Raw genomic sequence first — 16,594 nt, 5'->3', positions numbered from 1 at the left:
CCCCTAAACCGGCACGTCGCGGGGAATGGCCGAGAGCACGCGGCAAAGCAAATCGAGATCATCCAGATCGCGATAGCGGATGGACAGCGTGCCGCCATCCCCTGCCCCGCCATGATCAATCGTCACGCGCATGTTGAGATTGGCGGAAAGATCGTTTTCCAGCGCGCGGGTATCGGCGTCCTTGTCAGACTTGGGGCGGGGGCCGCTGGTCTTTCCCCTGCCCTTCTGATCCGAGTTTCGGGTCAGATTTTCCGTCTCGCGCACCGAAAGATTGCGGGTGATGACCTGCCGGGCGAGTTCCGACGCGTTGGGAGCGGTGATCAGCGCCCTTGCGTGACCGGCGCTAAGCTTGCCGTCGCGGACATGGGCCTGCACGTCTTCGGGCAGGTTCAGAAGGCGCAGCAGGTTTGCGATGTGGCTGCGGCTTTTGGACAGGGCTTCGGCGAGTTTTTCCTGCGTATGGCCGAAACGATCCATCAGTTGACGGAAGGCGAGCGCCTCTTCGATCGCGTTCAGATCGGCCCGCTGGATGTTTTCGATGATCGCGACCTCGATCACCTCGGAATCCGTGAAATCGCGCACGATCGCGGGCAGTTCATGCAACTGCGCCAGCTGCGCGGCCCGCCAGCGCCGTTCGCCCGCCACGATTTCATAGCTGCCATTGCCCATGGCGCGCACGATCAGGGGCTGGATGACGCCTTTCACCCGGATGGACGCCGCCAGTTCCTGCAGCGCCTCGGGCTGGAAATCACGGCGCGGCTGGTTGGGATTGGGAACGAGCTTTTCAACCGGGATCAACAGATCGGGGCGGCGCGGCCGATCCGGCGTCTGCGGATCACTGTCCACGGCCACATCGGCCATGAGCGCAGAAAGACCACGGCCAAGGCTGCGACGTTCGGGTTTCTTGTCCATCAGGCGGGTTCCTCTGTGCGGTCGAACGGGTGGCGGGCCGTCAATTCCGTTGCAAGGGCGCGATAAGCCTCGCTTCCCTTGGAGGCCGGATCATAGGTCAGGACCGGCATGGCGAAACTTGGCGCCTCGGACAGGCGGACATTGCGCGGGATGATCGTGCGGAACACGAGATCACCCAGATTTTCGCGCGCGTCTGTTTCGACCTGCTGGCTCAACCTATTGCGGCTATCATACATGGTAAGCACTACACCTTCGATCCGCAGGTTCGGATTGGCCGTTTGCCGTACCTCTCGCACCGTCAGCATCAGCTGCGACAGACCTTCCAGCGCGAAGAATTCGGATTGCAGCGGCACCAGCACCGAATGGCAGGCGATCATGGCGTTGACGGTGAGCAGGCTGAGCGACGGTGGGCAATCTATCAGCACGAAATCAAGGGCATAGCGATCAATCGCCGGCTGGCGCAGCGCATCGTGCAAGAGAAAGCTGCGCTTTTCATTGGCGACGAGTTCAATATCCGCTGATGACAGGTCGGCATTGGCCGGGCAGATGAACAGACCCGGGATGCGGGTGGGCTGGATGACCGAGTCAAGCGGCGCATCTTCCAGCAGCAGATCGTAGGTTGTGACCTTTCGATCCGCCGGTTCGATGCCGAGCCCGGTGGACGCGTTTCCTTGCGGATCGAGATCGACAAGCAGGACCCGCGCGCCAATCTCTGCCAGCGCCGCGGCGAGGTTTATGGCGGTGGTGGTCTTGCCCACCCCGCCCTTCTGGTTGGCGATCGCGATGATCCGTGGTTGTTTGGGGCGGCTCGGGTCAGACATGAGAGACGGCTTTCACGGCAAGGATGGCGCCTTGAGGATCGGTCGCGCTGGGATGGGATGTGAGCGTGAACTGCCAGTCTTTGCGCGCCTGTTCAACCTCTGCGCGCCAGGATGCGCCTTTGGGGAATAGCGCGATGCCGTCTGTTGACAGGTGGCGGCGGGTAAAGCCCAGCAGCAGAGGCAGCGCCGCAAGGGCGCGGGCGGACAGGACGCTGGCATTCTGAGGTTCGCATGTTTCGATGCGCTGCGCATAGATCTGGATGGTCAGGCCAAGGTCATGCGCGGCTTGCCGAAGGAAGGTGGCCTTGCGCTGATCCGATTCGATCAAGGTGACGGTCATCTGGGGGCGCAGTTCGGCGGCGAGGCAGGCAATGACGAGGCCGGGGAAACCGCCGCCGCTGCCCATGTCCACCCATGACGTGGCCACCGGCGGGGCGAGGCCGAAAATCTGCGCGGAATCAAGGATGTGCCGATCCCATGCCTGATCAACCGTGGACCGGGAGACCAGATTTATGGCCGGGTTCCACTTTGCGAGGAGTTCGGTCAACCGTTGCAATCGGTCCAGCGTTTCACGTGAAACACCCTCCGGCAGGGATGCCACCGTCATGCGCTGGCCTTTGTCCGCTGTGCCTTGCGCAGATGAGCGAGGATCAGGGTAAGTGCCGCCGGTGTCATCCCTTCGATCCGGCCGGCCTGTGCCAGCGTAGACGGGCGATGCCGGGTCAGTTTCAGGGCAAGCTCGTTGGACAGCCCCGCCATGGCCCGAAAATCCAGATCATCCGGGATTACCGTATCCTCTTCGCGCTGAAGAAGGCGTGCGTCTTGTTCCTGCCGGTGCAGATACTGCGCGTACAGCGCGTCAATTGCCGTCTGCTCCCGGATCGGATCGGGCAGTTCTGCGAAATCCGGAAAGAGGCCTTCCACCACGGGGCGCGCGTCTTCGCCAAAGGCGAGAAGATCAAAACCGTTGCGCCGCGCGCCATCCTGGCTGACGACGAGACCCGTCCCGTCGATATCCTTGGCCGACAAGCGGCGCCCCTCAAGCGTTTTTCGGGCCTGCTGGAGCAGTTCGGCCTTTGACTCAAAGGCGTGTCGGCGATCATCGCGGACGCAGCCGATCTGAATGCCCAGCGGCGTGAGGCGTTGGTCGGCGTTGTCGGCACGCAAGGCAAGCCGAAACTCGGCGCGTGAGGTGAACATGCGATAGGGTTCGGTGACACCGCGCGTGATAAGATCATCCACCATCACGCCGATATAGCTTTCGGCGCGGCTGAAGGTGACAGGATCCCGCCCGAGCGCGGCGGCGGCGGCATTCAGCCCGGCCAAGAGACCTTGCGCTGCTGCTTCTTCATAGCCGGTCGTGCCATTGATCTGCCCGGCGAAGTAGAGGCCAGGCCGATCCCGCACCTCGAGTGTCGGGCGAAGGCAGCGGGGATCGAAGTAATCATATTCGATGGCATAGCCCGGCTGCAGGATAACCACATCCTCCAGCCCGTGGATGGAGCGGACATAGGCCTCTTGCACGTCGGCGGGAAGCGATGTCGAGATGCCGTTGGGATAGACGGTGTCATCCTCAAGCCCCTCTGGTTCCAGAAAAACCTGATGAGAGGTCTTGTCGGCAAAGCGAACGATTTTGTCTTCGATCGACGGGCAATAGCGGGGACCAACGCCTTCGATATGGCCCCCATACATGGCGGAGCGGCCAAGATTGGCGCGCACAATGTCATGCGTCCGTTCGTTGGTGTGGGTTATGCCACAGTCAATCTGGCGGGCCTGCGGCCTTGTGTTGAGGAACGAAAACAGGACCGGGTCTTCATCCCCGGGCTGCATTTCCAACAGATCCCAACGGATCGTACGGCCGGATAGGCGCGGTGGCGTCCCGGTCTTGAGCCGCCCACGCGGAAGGTCCAGCGCGGCAAGCCGCTGTGCCAATGCAACAGATGGCCGATCGCCCATGCGACCGCCCGGATGGTTGCTGTCGCCGATATGGATCAGGCCGTTCAGGAATGTGCCTGCCGTCAGGATGACGGCTGCGGCGTCGATGCGGCTGCCATCCGCCAGAACCACACCGCGCACCTGACCCGCGTCTTCGACGAGATCCGCAACCTCACCCTCGATGATCGTCAGGCAGGGTTCCGCGGCCAGAAGGCGCTGCATCGCTTGCCGATACAGTTTACGGTCGGCCTGTGCGCGGGGGCCCTGCACAGCAGGCCCCTTCCGACGGTTGAGCAGGCGAAACTGGATACCGGCGGCATCGGCGGCGCGGCCCATGACGCCATCAAGGGCGTCGATCTCACGCACCAGGTGGCCCTTGCCCAGCCCGCCGATCGCCGGATTGCAGGACATCACGCCGATGGCTTCGGCCCGCAACGTGACCAGCGCCGTCCTGGCGCCCATCCGGGCGGCGGCAGCGGCGGCTTCAGACCCGGCGTGACCCCCGCCGATGACGATGACATCGAATTGTTTCACGTGAAACGTCCTTACTTTCCGATGCAGAAGCTGGCGAAGATCTCGTCCAGAAGGTTTTCGACATCCACCCGCCCGACCAACGCCTCCAGCGCCCGGATGGCGATGCGGAGATCTGCCGCTGCCAGCTCTGCTCTTTCTGCGCCCTTCTCTACCTCATGGCGCGCTGATTCCATAGCCCCGATCGCCCGGACCAGCGCAAGACGATGCCGTTCGCGGATAACCAAACCGGCCCGCGCACTGCGCGGTTGCAGCCGTTCCTGGATCATTGAGATCAGCTCGGCGATGCCCTGCCCCGTCTTGCCCGAAACGCCCCGGCCCGTCAGATCTGCCTTGCCGGAGATGATGATGTCATCCTCGGCTGGCGATAAGCCGATAACCTGATCGCCGCTGTCCAGAAATACGCGAAGATCCGCCATTCGCGCCCGTTCCAAGGCGCGGTCGATGCCGATCTGTTCGATCCGATCCTCGGTTTCGCGCAGGCCCGCCGTATCGAGCAGCGTGACAGGAAGACCGCCAATATCCATCCTGACTTCGATCACATCCCGCGTCGTTCCCGCAAGGTCAGAGGTGATCGCGGCATCCCGTCCGGCCAGGGCGTTGAGCAGCGTGGACTTGCCGGCATTCGGCGCCCCGACGATGGCCACTTCGAACCCGTCCCGGATCCGTTCGGCCGCTGTCGCGCCCGCTTCCTCGCGGCGCAGGTCCGTCAGGACCACGTCAATCAGGGCCAGAACCTCTGGCCGCACATCGACCGGGACATCCTCATCGGCAAAGTCGATCGTCGCCTCGATCAGCGCCGCCGCACGGATCAGATCCTTGCGCCACGCTTCGGCCCGTCGTCCGATCGCCCCGGACAGCACGCGCAGCGCCTGGCGACGCTGTGCCTCGGTCTCGGCCTCGATCAGGTCTGCCAGACCTTCGACCTGCGCCAGATCAAGCTTTCCGTTCTCCAGCGCACGCCGGGTGAACTCTCCCGGTTCCGCCAGACGCAGCCCCGGTTGCTGCGACAGGGCCTGCATCACGGCCTGCACTACGGCCAACGAGCCGTGCAGATGAAGTTCGGCCGCAGCCTCGCCCGTAAAGCTTTCGCGGTCGGCAAAGATCAAGACCAGCGCCTGATCAAGCTCTACCCCGTCATGGCTGAGGCGCCGCAGGCTGGCGCGACGGGGTTCCGGCACATCACCGCACAACGCACGGACCGCCGCATGTGACGCCGGGCCGGACAAGCGCAATACCGCCACCCCGGCCTTGCCGCGCGCGCTGGCCAAGGCATAGATCGTATCCATTTTCCTGCAACCCCTTGATTCAGAACACTTATGTGTTCATGGAATCGAAGAATTCGGAATTGGTCTTGGTCTGTTTCAGTTTCGACAGCAGGAACTCGATCGCATCTGTCGTGCCCATCGGGTTCAAGATGCGGCGCAAGACATAAGTCTTTTGCAGATCGACCTTGTCCACCAGCAGATCCTCTTTCCGGGTGCCAGACTTGAGGATGTCGATGGCCGGGAAGACGCGCTTGTCGGCGACCTTGCGATCCAGCACGATCTCGCTGTTGCCGGTGCCCTTGAATTCTTCGAAGATCACCTCGTCCATGCGGCTGCCCGTGTCGATCAGTGCGGTCGCGATGATGGTGAGCGATCCGCCCTCTTCGATGTTGCGGGCCGCCCCGAAGAACCGCTTCGGGCGTTGCAGGGCATTGGCATCGACACCGCCGGTCAGCACCTTGCCGGAGGACGGGACCACGGTGTTGAAGGCCCGGCCCAGACGGGTGATCGAATCGAGAAGGATCACCACGTCGCGCTTGTGTTCCACCAGACGCTTGGCCTTTTCGATCACCATCTCGGCTACGGCCACGTGACGGGTCGCCGGTTCGTCAAAGGTGGATGACACAACCTCGCCCTTCACGGACCGCTGCATGTCGGTCACTTCTTCGGGGCGTTCGTCGATCAGAAGAACGATCAAGTAGCATTCCGGGTGATTGGTCGCGATGGAATGGGCGATGTTCTGCAACAGAACGGTCTTACCCGTCCGCGGCGGCGCCACGATCAGGGCGCGCTGGCCTTTGCCAATCGGACAGACCAGATCAATGATACGGGCAGAGCGATCCTTGATCGTCGGATCCTCGATCTCCATCTTCAGTCGCTCATCCGGATAAAGCGGCGTGAGGTTGTCGAAATGCACCTTGTGGCGGGCGCGTTCGGGATCGTCGAAGTTGATCTTCGTCGCCTTCACCAGGCTGAAATACCGCTCGTTCTCGCGCGGGGCCTGGATAACGCCTTCGATGGAATCGCCCGTGCGAAGGGAAAACTGACGGATCATCTCGGGGCTGACATAGATGTCATCGGGACCGGGCAGATAGTTCGCCTCGGGGCTGCGCAGGAAACCAAAGCCGTCCTGCAGAACCTCAAGCACGCCGTCGCCGCCGATCTCGAACCCTTCCTCGGCATGTTCCTTCAGAATCTGGAACATCATCTCGCCCTTGCGCATCGACGGGGCGTTTTCGATCTCCCATTCCTCAGCCATTGCCAGAAGATCGGCAGGTGTCTTGGCCTTCAGGTCGGAAAGGTTCAGGCGTTCGGTGGTCATGTGCGGAATGGTCCTAGGGTGCCGCGCAAAGGCGCAGGTTCACCAGTATGGAAGCGGGAAATGCCGTGGGCCGGACGGCCCTGCCCGGCAGCAGATACGCGGCGCGGTGGGCAAAGTCAATCTTGCCGCGCTTTCGCGGCTGTCGCCCGGCCGCGACTGCGCGCGCATCAGAACTTCACGATAACTGAAAAGACGATCACCAGCATCAGCAGCGTCGGCACTTCGTTCATCATGCGGTACTGGCGGCCGGTCACCGCATTCTGCCCGGCCACGAAATCCTTGCGGCGCAGGCCCAGCCAGTGGTGGAACCATGTCATCCCCAGCACGGAGGCCGCTTTCAGCCAGGGCCACACCTCGGACCAAGGCACGACGCCCGGTGTGAACACCAAGGCCAGCCCGAACACCCAGGTCGCCACCATCGCCGGGTTCATGATCGCCCGCAAAAGGCGCCGTTCCATCGTCTGGAACAGGTCATCCGTCGGGGTTCCGGCTGCCACCACTTCGACGTGATAGACAAAGAGGCGTGGCAGATAGAACAGACCTGCCATCCACGCGATCACGGACACCACATGCAGCGCTTTCGTCCACGGATACCAGTTCGCCAGAAAGTCACCCATGCCCGATCCTTTGTCTCTGCCTCTTTCTTCTTATCAATATAGAAGAGAAGAGAGAATGATGATGCTGGCCCTGTGCAAAACGGAATTCCGGGGATCATCCCGCGTTTGATCCACAGCAAATGACCTGTGGATCGTTTCGGGATAACCCGTCCCCTGCAGTCCGGTCAGAAAAACACTGTATTACTATCAATGTGTTACACTCTTCTTGCGCCAGAAATTGTCCACAGACCGGCAACAGTAAAGAGGCTCGCGCCGCCCCTGTCCCCATCGTTCCCAATTGCGAACCCACAGGTGGACAAATTGCCCCGGCTGGTCGATTTATCCCCTTCCGGCCCGCCCGGCGCGGCCTGCCCGGGATCCGGGCACAGTCTGGGCGCAGGAACAAAACGAGCCTTTCCACAGCTTCACCCCCAAGACGGAGCGCCGCCCATGACCCGCCTCATCCTCGCCTCGGCTTCGACGATCCGGCACGACTTGCTGCGGCGCGCCGGGATCGCGGTAGAGGCGATGGCCGCGCGGGTGGATGAAGAGCAGATCCGCGCCGCCTTGGAGGCCGAAGGGGCGAAACCGCGGGATGTGGCGGATACTCTGGCCGAGATGAAGGCGCGCAAACTGGCCGAACGGCACGGGGATGCGGTGGTGATCGGCTGCGATCAGGTGCTGGAGTTTGAAGGAGAGGTCTGGGGAAAGGCGGACAGCCCTGATGCAGCACGGGCACAGTTGCGCCGCCTTCGTGGCAAGGAGCACAAGCTCATCTCTGCGGTCGTGCTATATGAACGCGAAAAGCCTGTCTGGCGGCATGTGGGGGAGGTGCGGCTGACGATGCGCCCGTTTACGGACGATTACCTTGATGAGTATCTGGCACGCAACTGGGATGAGATCCGCCACTGCGTCGGGGGCTATCAGCTGGAAGGGGAAGGGGTTCGCCTGATGGCGCGGGTGGAGGGCGATTTCTTCTCCGTGCTGGGATTGCCGCTTGTCCCGCTCTTGACCTATCTCGGCCAACGGGGGTTCATCCCGGCATGACCGAACTTCCACGCATCCCGCTTGCGGCCGTCATCGGATCGCCCATCGCCCATAGCCGGTCGCCCATCCTGCATGGCTATTGGCTGAAACGTTACGGGATCAAGGGATTTTACATTCCCATGGATGTGGCGCAGGCGGATCTGGCCACGGTGCTGCGCACGATGCCCAAGATGGGGTTCGTGGGGGCGAACGTGACCATCCCGCACAAAGAGGCGATCCTGCAGATTGCCGATGTCATCTCGGACCGGGCCGCGCTGATCGGGGCGGCGAACACGCTGATCTTCCGCAAGGATGGCAAGATACAGGCCGACAACACCGACGGGGCGGGCTTCATCGCCAATCTGCGGCAGAAGGCCCCGCATTGGGTGCCGTCGGCCGGCCCGGCGGCGGTGTTTGGCGCCGGGGGTGCCGCGCGCGCTGTGATCGCCGCGCTGATCGAGGTGGGCGTGCCGGAGATCCGCCTTGCCAACCGGACGCGGGCGCGCGCCGATGCGCTGCGGTCGGATTTCGGGGCCAAGGTTCATGTGCATGAATGGGTGCAGGCCGATGCGATGATCGACGGCGCGGCCACGGTCGTGAACACTACATCGCTGGGGATGACCGGGAAGCCCGATCTTGTGTTGCCGCTCGGGTCGTTGTCATCCCATGCGCTGGTCACTGATCTTGTCTATACCCCCCTCAAGACCCAATTCCTGATCGAGGCGGAAGAGCGGGGCGCCACTGTGGTGGATGGCCTGGGGATGCTGCTGCATCAGGCCGCGCCCGGCTTTGAACGCTGGTTCGGCCTGCGGCCCGAAGTGGATGATGCCACGCGCGCGGCGGTCCTGTCGGCATGACGGCCTTTCGCCTTGGCCTGACCGGTTCGATCGGGATGGGAAAATCGACCACTGCGGCGATGTTCGCCGCCGAAGGCCTGCCGGTATGGGATGCAGATGCGGCGGTGCACCGGCTTTATGCACCGGGTGGGGCGGCGGTTGCGCCCTTGGCCGCGATCCACCCCGCCGCGCAGAGCGAGGGCGGGATCGACCGGGCGGCGCTGAAGGCATGGATCGCGCGCGATCCTGCGGCGCTGGGGCGGATCGAGGCGATCGTGCATCCGCTGGTGGCAGCGGACCGGCACGCCTTTTTGCAGGCCGTCGCTGCGGATATCGTGGTTCTGGATATCCCGCTCTTGTTCGAAAAAGGATATGAGGCCGAGATGGATGCCACCCTTCTGGTCACCGCGCCCCCAGCCCTGCAGCGCGCGCGTGTGCTGGCGCGCCCGGGGATGACCGAGGCGCAGTTCTCCGCCATCCTTGCCCGGCAGATGCCTGACAGCGAAAAACGTGGGCGCGCGACCCATATCATCGAAACCCTGGAACTGGACGCCGCCCGCGCCGCTGTGCGGGCGCTGATCGGCTATATACGGACAACCCTTGATGCGTGAAATCGTTCTGGATACCGAAACCACCGGCTTTGAACCAACCGAAGGCCATCGCATCGTGGAGATCGGGGCGGTGGAACTGCTGAACCACCTGCCAACGGGGCGCACCTATCACCAATACATCAACCCCGAACGCGCCATGCCCAAGGAGGCGTTCGAGGTGCATGGGCTGGGCGACGATTTCCTGCGCGACAAGCCTGTGTTCAAGGCCATCGGGCAGGCCTTTCTGGAGTTCATCGGCGATGCGAAGCTGGTCATCCACAACGCCGCCTTCGACATGAAATTCCTGAATGCCGAACTGCAATGGGCAGGCCTGCCCGGCCTGCCGTGGGAGCGGGCTGTTGATACGCTGGCGATTGCGCGGCAGCGGTTTCCGGGATCGCCGGCCTCTCTCGATGCGCTGTGTCGACGGTTCGGCGTGGATAACTCGGCCCGGGAAAAGCACGGCGCGCTTCTCGACAGCGAAATTCTGGCAGAGGTCTATCTGGAACTGGTGGGCGGACGTCAGCCTGATTTCGGGCTGGCGACGGCGGGAAGCCCGCAATCGGCATCGCGCCAGCGCGAGACGGGCGATGTCTGGCGCCCGCGCCGGCGCCCCGCCCCCCTGCCGCCCCGGATCAGCGCGGAGGAGGCCGCCGCGCATGAGGCCTTTGTCGCAAAGCTTGGCGATGCCGCCATATGGAAAAAGCGCGCCTGACCGGCGCGCCCTGCCCTATTGCCCAAGATGACCCGGATCAGTTGATCGGTGCTGTCGCCGCGGGTGCGGATTGCGCCGCCTGCGCCCGGCGGGCCAGTTCTTGGCGGTAGAGCGCCACGAAATCCACAGTGTCGATGTTCAGCGGCGGGAAGCCACCGTCGCGCGTCACGTCCGAGATGATGCGCCGCACGAAGGGGAAGACCAGGCGCGGACATTCGATCAGCAGGAAGGGGTGCAGTTGTTCTTCCGGCACGCCCTCGACATGAAAGATCGCGCCATACTCCACCTCGAGCAGGAACAGCGTTTCCCCGTTCGCCTTGTTCTTCGACGTGCAGCGGTACTTCGACACGATGTCATATTGATGATCGACGGGGCGCTTGCGCGCGTCCAGGCTGACAGCAACCTGAATGTCGGGCTGCACATCGGCGCCGCTGATGCCCTTTTTCGCGACCATGTTTTCGAAAGACATGTCGCGGATGAACTGGGCAAGCACCTGCATGCGAAGCTGCTGGGGGGCGGGTTGCGCGCCGTCGGTGCCGGCAGCGGGGGTTTCATCGGCCATGGCGGCTTCTCCTCGACGTTCCTTGGTCGAGCGTGTTCCTAGCAGGAAGGTGGCGCTGCCTCAATGCCTCGTCCAGCCGGAGGGGCGCTGGGGGGTGCCCAGCGGGGTGCGCGGTGGGGTTTGGGTCGGGTCGGGGTCCACCTCGACGAATTCGCCGTCGATCACAATGCCGTCAGCCCGCCGGGCGGGCTGGTCCGACCGCATCGACACCACGCTGACGCGCCGCGCGATCTGTGTAATCAGGGCGGCGCGGAGCGGCGGCACCAACAGCAGCGCACCGAGGGCATCTGTCAGAAAACCGGGCAGGATCAACAGCAAGGCCGCCAGCGCGCGCAGTGCGCCATCCCCGGCCGCACCAAGGGGATCGCGCATCTCGCCCATCTGTTGGCGCAGGCGTTCGGCGCTGCGCAGGCCCTGCCGCCGCAGCAGGGCCACACCCAGCACGCCCGTGCCGATGACCACAAGCAGGGTCAGCCACAGGCCGATTGCGCCACCGATGGTAACGAAAAGGGCGATTTCGATCAGGGGCCAGGCCAGAAGCAGGGCGAAAACGGGCATCGGAATGGTCCTCAGGGCCAAAACGGGGGGCGCGCCATAGACAGGCGCGACCATGAACCCTACATAGGGGCCAAGCAAGACAGTTACCAACCCCAAGCCGACACGCGGCATCGCAAGACCGAGGTTCCGATGAGTTCTTCCCTGATCCAGCTGCTGGTTCTGGCCGGGATCGCCGTTTTCCTGATTCTCAAGCTGCGTTCCGTTCTGGGCTCTCGCGAGGGGTTTGAGAAACCGCCCATCCCGCTGGATGAGGTGCGCGCGGCCGCCAAACCGCGCCGCGACTTTGAGGTGATCGAGGGCGGGCCGGACCGGGACATCATCGACCACGCCCCCGAAGGATCGGACGCGGCCAAGGCGCTGGGCGCGATGAAGCTGGCGGAGCCGGGCTTCAACGTTTCGCAGTTCCTGTCGGGTGCGCGCGGTGCCTATGAGATGATCCTGATGGCCTATGAGAAGGGCGAGGTGGACAAGGTCCGCGCCTTCCTTTCGCCCGAGGTGGCCGATACGTTCGACGAGGCGATCCGCGCGCGTGAAGCGCAGGGCCTGACGGTTGAGGCGAATTTCGTGGGCTTGCGCGAATTGGCGCTGCATGACGCGACCTTTGACCGCAGCTCGCGCGAGGCCGAGGTTTCGGTGCGCTTCGTGGGCGAGCTGACATCGGTCGTGAAGGATGCCAATGGCCAGATCGTCGAGGGCAGCCCGACCGAGATCAAGCGTCAGCGGGATGTCTGGACCTTTGCCCGCACGATGGGATCGGACGATCCCAACTGGCAACTTGTCGCCACCGGAGACTGATGCGCGCGGCGCTGGCAGCGGCTATGCTGGCGGTCGTGATGACGACCGCGCCCAGCCATGCCGAAATCCTGACTTTTGCCGAACTTGACGGTTGGGCGGCCGATGATCATCGGGCCGCCCTTTCCTCATTTCGGGAAACCTGCGGCTTGCTGGAGGATGCGGATTGGGTGCCGCTGTGCCGGCTGGCCGAGGATGCGGGCGACAGCGCCGCTGGGGCGCGGCAGTTCTTTGAACTGTTCTTCCGCCCGGTGGTGATCGGCACGCCGCCCGCGCTGTTCACCGGGTATTACGAGCCGGAACTGGAAGGATCCCCGGTACGCACCCCGCGCTTCGCCTGGCCGATCTATCGCCGCCCGCCGGAACTGCGCGAGGGCCAAGTCTATCACACCCGGGCCGAGATCGAGCGGGGCGTGCTGCGCGGGCGCGGGCTGGAACTGGCATGGCTGGATGATCCGGTGGATGTGTATTTCCTGCAGGTGCAGGGGTCAGGCCGGATACGGATGCCCGACGGGCGGGTGATGCGGGTGGGCTATGCCGGGCGGAACGGTCATGCCTACCGCTCTGTCGGGCAGGAAATGGTGCGGCGCGGCACGCATACGCTGGATCAGGTTTCGGCGCAGGAGATCGCCGCCCATGTGCGCAATCAGGCGGGGACGGAACTGTTGAACATCAACCCGTCTTACGTGTTCTTCCGCACCGTGGATGAGGTGCCGCCCGAAAAGGGGCCGATCGGGGCGATGGGGCGGTCGATCACAGCCTTTCGGTCGGTGGCGATTGATCCTGATTTCACGCCACTCGGCGCGCCGGTCTGGGTGGAGAAGGACGGGGCCGAACCGATCCGCAGCCTGATGGTGGCGCAGGATACCGGTGGTGCGATCAAGGGCGCGCAGCGGGCGGATATCTTCTATGGCACGGGCCGTGCGGCAGGCGATGCGGCGGGGACGGTCAAGGATGGCGGGCGCATGGTGGTGCTGCTGCCCATCGACCGGGCCTATGCAATGCTGCCGGATGGTCTGTGATGACGCGCCGCCGCACCCTGCGCCCCGAGGAAGAGGAACTTTGGCAATCCGTCGCGCGGACGGCGCGCCCGATGCACCCGCGCAGCAAGGCAGCGCAGAACCGGGTGGAGGGGGCCGTGCATCCCCATCCGCTGGCACCCGAGGCGAAGCCTGCGGAAACGGAAATCCCCAAGGCGTGGCTGGAGCCGTTCCGTCTGGGCCAGAAGGCGCGGGTGGCGCGGGGGCATGACCTTGCACCGTCCTTGGGCGATGCGCTGCGGGCGGCCCCGGTGCAGATGGATGCCAAGCAGCATGGCCGGATGATCCGCGGCAAGCTGGCCCCCGAGGCGCGGATCGACCTGCACGGGATGACGCTGGCCGAGGCGCATCCCGAATTGATCCGCTTTGTCCTGAACGCGCAGGCGGCGGGGTTGCGGCTGGTTCTGGTCATCACCGGCAAGGGCAAGCGGGCCGAGGATTGGGGGCCGATCCCGCAGCGCATGGGTGCGTTGCGCCATCAGGTGCCGCAATGGCTGCGCATGCCACCGCTTGGCCCAGTCGTGCTGCAGGTGAGCGAGGCGCATCTGAAGCATGGCGGCGCGGGGGCCTATTACGTTTATCTGCGGCGGCGATAGCCGCGCCCGCGCGCGGAAATGTCAGTTCAGCGCGTCGCCCGTGATTTCGGCGACCGGCGTCAGGATGATCCGCGTGGCGCTGCGCGCGGTCAGGATCACGCCGGGCAACAGGCCGGGACGCCCGGCCGCATCATTGCCGAAAGCGGTGTCCACATCGCTGATCCGGCTGAGCAGGCGGATCAGACCCGGCGAGGTGCCGGGAACAAAATGGCCGGACCCCTGCGAGAAGGCCCCTACATCGAGATAGGTCACCTCGAGATCGGAAAGCTGATCGACATTGTCCAGCGATCCAAGCCGCCCGCGCTGCCCGGTGATCAGCGCCGACAGGCGCAGCACGCGGTCACGGTCGGATCCGAAGATCAGGAAGGGCTGCGGCAGTGTGCCGATATCCTTTGCCTGCGAGCGGAACACCTCGACGTCGATGTCGGGCGAGATCAGGACCACACCGCGCAGTTGCGGCATGATCGCGCCATCGCGCAGGGCCACGTCGCGCAACACCTCCATCGTCAGGAAGCTGCCCATGGAATGGGCGACCAGCGTCACCCGGGTTGCCCCGGCGGCGATCGCTTCGCGCATCAGGGATTGCAGGCCGTCGCGGGCGAACATCACGGAATCGCGGTCATAGACATAGCCCAGCGGCTCTGCCGCCGAAGGCCAGGAATAGTGCAGCGCCACACCCGGCACCTCGAGATCGTGCTTGAGCTGGGCGATGCGATACAGCCCTTCGGTGAAGGTGGTGTTGAAGCCATGGACGAAGATGATCGCCTCGCGCCCGTTCTGGGCCAGCGCCTCGCGCAGGTCGGAACGGAAATCTGCATCAGCGGAATAGATGCGTTGCCCCGTGGTCACGAAATCCGTGGTGACATTGGCGCTGCGGGGGCGGGCATATTTGATTTCGCCCGGCGCACGATCCGGGGGGACGGCCACATCATAGCGGGCAAAGCGCATCTCTTCCGACCGACCACCCCCGAAGACCCCGGTGCTTTCCAGCCCGCGGGTGGAGCCGACGAAGACCCGGTTGATCGTGCCTTCCACGGTTTCCGGCGGCACCACGACCATCGTTCCCCGCGGGGTGCAGGCAGCAAGGCAGAGCGCGAGGACGAGGAAACGAATCGGGCGCAATGCAGGGATCCTTAGAAACGCTGGGTCAGTGATCCGCCGTGCCGATCCGCCGGTCAAGCCTTCGCACCACGTCAGAGCACATAGCGCGAAATATCCGCCGATCTTGCCAATTGTCCGACATTCGCCTCGACAAAGGCCGCATCCACCTGAACGCTGTCGCCCGAACGATCGGGAGCGGTGAAGGACAACTCTTCGAACACCCGTTCCATGATGGTGTAGAGCCGGCGCGCCCCGATGTTTTCCACGCTGCCGTTCACCTCGGCCGCGATGCGGGCAAGGGCGGCGATGCCGTCCTGGGTGAAGGTGACGGCGACATCTTCGGTCGCCATCAGCGCGGAATACTGCCGCGTCAGGGCGTTGTCGGTTTCCGTCAGGATGCGGACGAAGTCGCCCTCGGTCAGGGGTTGCAGTTCCACGCGGATGGGCAGGCGGCCCTGCAGTTCCGGCAGCAGATCCGACGGTTTGGCGATGTGGAAGGCGCCTGAGGCGATGAAGAGGATATGGTCGGTTTTCACCGGGCCATATTTGGTGGAAACGGTCGTCCCCTCGATCAGCGGCAGGAGATCGCGCTGCACGCCTTCGCGGCTGACATCGGCGCCGCGTGCATCAGCGCGGGCGCAGATCTTGTCGATCTCATCCAGAAAGACGATGCCGTTTTCCTGCACGGCGTCCAGCGCGGCGGCCTTGACCGCATCGTCATCCAGAAGCTTGTCGGCCTCTTGCCCGATCAGGATGTCATAGCTTTCCGCGACGGTCATCTTCTTGCGGGTGGAGCGGCCACCGAAGGCCTTGAACAGGTCTTGCAGGCCCTGCATCTGCAATTCCATCCCGTTGCCGCCGGGGAACATGCCCATGGGCATGGCGGTATCCTGCACCTCAAGCTCGATCACGGTGCTGTCAAGCTCGCCCCGCTTCAGCTTTTGGCGGAACATGTCGCGGGTCTGGTCGCGGGCATCGCGCCCGGCCAGGGCTTCGATCACCCGATCCTCGGCGGCGCGCTGGGCGCGGGCCTTCACCTCATCGCGCATCCGGGCGCGGGTTTCGATCATGGCGGCATCGACGAGATCGCGGATGATGCTGTCCACGTCGCGGCCGACATAGCCCACTTCGGTGAACTTCGTGGCCTCCACCTTCAGGAAGGGCGCTTTTGCCAGTTTGGCAAGGCGGCGGCTGATCTCGGTCTTGCCGACGCCGGTGGGGCCGATCATCAGGATGTTCTTGGGGTATACCTCGTCGCGCAGATCATCGCCCAGCTGCTTGCGCCGCCAGCGGTTGCGCAGGGCCACGGCGACGGCGCGCTTGGCATCACGCTGGCCGATGATGAAACGGTCAAGCTCGGAGACGATCTCGCGCGGGGTGAGGTTGGTCATGGA

At 64.0% G+C, this 16,594-nt stretch carries 18 protein-coding genes; 7 read left to right on the top strand and 11 right to left on the bottom strand.

The annotated features are described in order from the left end of the window. Positions 1-3: 3 nt before the first annotated feature. From GU920_RS07190 to GU920_RS07160, 7 genes are all read right to left on the bottom strand, one after another. The gene (locus tag GU920_RS07190; RefSeq protein ID WP_161766237.1) at positions 4-912 is read right to left on the bottom strand and encodes a ParB/RepB/Spo0J family partition protein; all 909 of its coding nucleotides are present in this window, start codon (positions 910-912) and stop codon (positions 4-6) included. Beyond that, a complete protein-coding gene (locus tag GU920_RS07185) occupies positions 912-1,733 on the bottom strand; it encodes a ParA family protein (RefSeq protein WP_161766236.1) in 822 nt (273 codons plus the stop codon). The genes GU920_RS07190 and GU920_RS07185 overlap by 1 nt, the downstream gene beginning before the upstream one ends. Beyond that, the gene (gene rsmG / locus GU920_RS07180) at positions 1,726-2,340 is read right to left on the bottom strand and encodes a 16S rRNA (guanine(527)-N(7))-methyltransferase RsmG (protein WP_161766235.1); all 615 of its coding nucleotides are present in this window, start codon (positions 2,338-2,340) and stop codon (positions 1,726-1,728) included. Before rsmG ends, GU920_RS07185 begins: the two co-directional genes overlap by 8 nt. Next, entirely contained in the window at positions 2,337-4,202 is a 1,866-nt protein-coding gene (gene mnmG / locus GU920_RS07175) for a tRNA uridine-5-carboxymethylaminomethyl(34) synthesis enzyme MnmG (RefSeq protein WP_161766234.1), read from the bottom strand. Before mnmG ends, rsmG begins: the two co-directional genes overlap by 4 nt. 11 nt (positions 4,203-4,213) lie before the next feature. After that, complete coding sequence (gene mnmE / locus GU920_RS07170) at positions 4,214-5,488, bottom strand: tRNA uridine-5-carboxymethylaminomethyl(34) synthesis GTPase MnmE (RefSeq protein ID WP_161766233.1); 1,275 nt, start codon at positions 5,486-5,488, stop codon at positions 4,214-4,216. Between the two features lie 28 nt (positions 5,489-5,516). Next, on the bottom strand, positions 5,517-6,788 hold the full coding sequence (gene rho / locus GU920_RS07165) for a transcription termination factor Rho (RefSeq protein ID WP_161766232.1): 1,272 nt from the start codon (positions 6,786-6,788) through the stop codon (positions 5,517-5,519). Between the two features lie 167 nt (positions 6,789-6,955). Continuing rightward, positions 6,956-7,405 (bottom strand): CopD family protein, encoded by a 450-nt coding sequence (locus tag GU920_RS07160; RefSeq protein ID WP_161766231.1) that lies wholly within the window; start codon positions 7,403-7,405, stop codon positions 6,956-6,958. A gap of 429 nt (positions 7,406-7,834) precedes the next feature. Between GU920_RS07160 and GU920_RS07155 the strand changes: the two genes are divergently transcribed. Genes GU920_RS07155 through dnaQ form a run of 4 tightly spaced genes read left to right on the top strand, consistent with a single transcriptional unit; the run spans position 7,835 to position 10,551 of the window. Further along, complete coding sequence (locus GU920_RS07155; protein WP_161766230.1) at positions 7,835-8,431, top strand: Maf family protein; 597 nt, start codon at positions 7,835-7,837, stop codon at positions 8,429-8,431. Next, positions 8,428-9,267 (top strand): shikimate dehydrogenase, encoded by an 840-nt coding sequence (locus GU920_RS07150; protein ID WP_161766229.1) that lies wholly within the window; start codon positions 8,428-8,430, stop codon positions 9,265-9,267. Before GU920_RS07155 ends, GU920_RS07150 begins: the two co-directional genes overlap by 4 nt. After that, positions 9,264-9,857, top strand: a complete 594-nt coding sequence (coaE, locus tag GU920_RS07145; RefSeq protein ID WP_161766228.1) for a dephospho-CoA kinase — start codon at positions 9,264-9,266, stop codon at positions 9,855-9,857. The genes GU920_RS07150 and coaE overlap by 4 nt, the downstream gene beginning before the upstream one ends. Beyond that, complete coding sequence (gene dnaQ / locus GU920_RS07140; RefSeq protein ID WP_161766227.1) at positions 9,850-10,551, top strand: DNA polymerase III subunit epsilon; 702 nt, start codon at positions 9,850-9,852, stop codon at positions 10,549-10,551. Before coaE ends, dnaQ begins: the two co-directional genes overlap by 8 nt. Before the next feature lie 37 nt (positions 10,552-10,588). On the opposite strand, the gene secB is transcribed toward dnaQ, so the two are convergent. Together secB and GU920_RS07130 are read right to left on the bottom strand one after the other, a co-directional pair. Beyond that, positions 10,589-11,113 (bottom strand): protein-export chaperone SecB, encoded by a 525-nt coding sequence (secB, locus tag GU920_RS07135; RefSeq protein ID WP_161766226.1) that lies wholly within the window; start codon positions 11,111-11,113, stop codon positions 10,589-10,591. A 60-nt stretch (positions 11,114-11,173) separates the two neighbouring features. Further along, positions 11,174-11,671, bottom strand: a complete 498-nt coding sequence (locus GU920_RS07130; RefSeq protein ID WP_161766225.1) for an FxsA family protein — start codon at positions 11,669-11,671, stop codon at positions 11,174-11,176. A gap of 129 nt (positions 11,672-11,800) precedes the next feature. Between GU920_RS07130 and GU920_RS07125 the strand changes: the two genes are divergently transcribed. From GU920_RS07125 to GU920_RS07115, 3 genes are read left to right on the top strand one after another with little or no spacing between them, the layout of a single operon-like run. After that, positions 11,801-12,466, top strand: a complete 666-nt coding sequence (locus GU920_RS07125) for a Tim44/TimA family putative adaptor protein (RefSeq protein WP_161766224.1) — start codon at positions 11,801-11,803, stop codon at positions 12,464-12,466. After that, positions 12,466-13,485 (top strand): murein transglycosylase A, encoded by a 1,020-nt coding sequence (gene mltA, locus GU920_RS07120; RefSeq protein WP_161766223.1) that lies wholly within the window; start codon positions 12,466-12,468, stop codon positions 13,483-13,485. Before GU920_RS07125 ends, mltA begins: the two co-directional genes overlap by 1 nt. Next, on the top strand, positions 13,485-14,099 hold the full coding sequence (locus GU920_RS07115; protein ID WP_161766222.1) for a Smr/MutS family protein: 615 nt from the start codon (positions 13,485-13,487) through the stop codon (positions 14,097-14,099). The genes mltA and GU920_RS07115 overlap by 1 nt, the downstream gene beginning before the upstream one ends. Positions 14,100-14,120: 21 nt before the next feature. On the opposite strand, the gene GU920_RS07110 is transcribed toward GU920_RS07115, so the two are convergent. Beyond that, the gene (locus GU920_RS07110; RefSeq protein WP_161766221.1) at positions 14,121-15,221 is read right to left on the bottom strand and encodes an alpha/beta hydrolase; all 1,101 of its coding nucleotides are present in this window, start codon (positions 15,219-15,221) and stop codon (positions 14,121-14,123) included. Between the two features lie 71 nt (positions 15,222-15,292). Then, complete coding sequence (hslU, locus tag GU920_RS07105; protein ID WP_161766220.1) at positions 15,293-16,591, bottom strand: ATP-dependent protease ATPase subunit HslU; 1,299 nt, start codon at positions 16,589-16,591, stop codon at positions 15,293-15,295. Positions 16,592-16,594 lie beyond the last annotated feature (3 nt).

Origin of the sequence: Paragemmobacter ruber (assembly GCF_009908315.1) — a bacterium.
GTDB lineage: Bacteria > Pseudomonadota > Alphaproteobacteria > Rhodobacterales > Rhodobacteraceae > Paragemmobacter > Paragemmobacter ruber.
The sequence above is the reverse complement of the archived record's forward strand: the minus strand, read 5'-3'. Positions and strand labels throughout refer to the sequence as shown.

What these genes read in the sequence shown, in the direction of transcription:
- GU920_RS07190 (WP_161766237.1), bottom strand. Translation starts at nt 912, where the DNA reads ATGGACAAGAAACCCGAACGTCGCAGCCTTGGCCGTGGTCTTTCTGCG.
- GU920_RS07185 (WP_161766236.1), bottom strand. Translation starts at nt 1,733, where the DNA reads ATGTCTGACCCGAGCCGCCCCAAACAACCACGGATCATCGCGATCGCC.
- rsmG (WP_161766235.1), bottom strand. Translation starts at nt 2,340, where the DNA reads ATGACGGTGGCATCCCTGCCGGAGGGTGTTTCACGTGAAACGCTGGAC.
- mnmE (WP_161766233.1), bottom strand. Translation starts at nt 5,488, where the DNA reads ATGGATACGATCTATGCCTTGGCCAGCGCGCGCGGCAAGGCCGGGGTG.
- rho (WP_161766232.1), bottom strand. Translation starts at nt 6,788, where the DNA reads ATGACCACCGAACGCCTGAACCTTTCCGACCTGAAGGCCAAGACACCT.
- GU920_RS07160 (WP_161766231.1), bottom strand. Translation starts at nt 7,405, where the DNA reads ATGGGTGACTTTCTGGCGAACTGGTATCCGTGGACGAAAGCGCTGCAT.
- GU920_RS07155 (WP_161766230.1), top strand. Translation starts at nt 7,835, where the DNA reads ATGACCCGCCTCATCCTCGCCTCGGCTTCGACGATCCGGCACGACTTG.
- GU920_RS07150 (WP_161766229.1), top strand. Translation starts at nt 8,428, where the DNA reads ATGACCGAACTTCCACGCATCCCGCTTGCGGCCGTCATCGGATCGCCC.
- coaE (WP_161766228.1), top strand. Translation starts at nt 9,264, where the DNA reads ATGACGGCCTTTCGCCTTGGCCTGACCGGTTCGATCGGGATGGGAAAA.
- dnaQ (WP_161766227.1), top strand. Translation starts at nt 9,850, where the DNA reads ATGCGTGAAATCGTTCTGGATACCGAAACCACCGGCTTTGAACCAACC.
- secB (WP_161766226.1), bottom strand. Translation starts at nt 11,113, where the DNA reads ATGGCCGATGAAACCCCCGCTGCCGGCACCGACGGCGCGCAACCCGCC.
- GU920_RS07130 (WP_161766225.1), bottom strand. Translation starts at nt 11,671, where the DNA reads ATGCCCGTTTTCGCCCTGCTTCTGGCCTGGCCCCTGATCGAAATCGCC.
- GU920_RS07125 (WP_161766224.1), top strand. Translation starts at nt 11,801, where the DNA reads ATGAGTTCTTCCCTGATCCAGCTGCTGGTTCTGGCCGGGATCGCCGTT.
- mltA (WP_161766223.1), top strand. Translation starts at nt 12,466, where the DNA reads ATGCGCGCGGCGCTGGCAGCGGCTATGCTGGCGGTCGTGATGACGACC.
- GU920_RS07115 (WP_161766222.1), top strand. Translation starts at nt 13,485, where the DNA reads ATGACGCGCCGCCGCACCCTGCGCCCCGAGGAAGAGGAACTTTGGCAA.
- hslU (WP_161766220.1), bottom strand. Translation starts at nt 16,591, where the DNA reads ATGACCAACCTCACCCCGCGCGAGATCGTCTCCGAGCTTGACCGTTTC.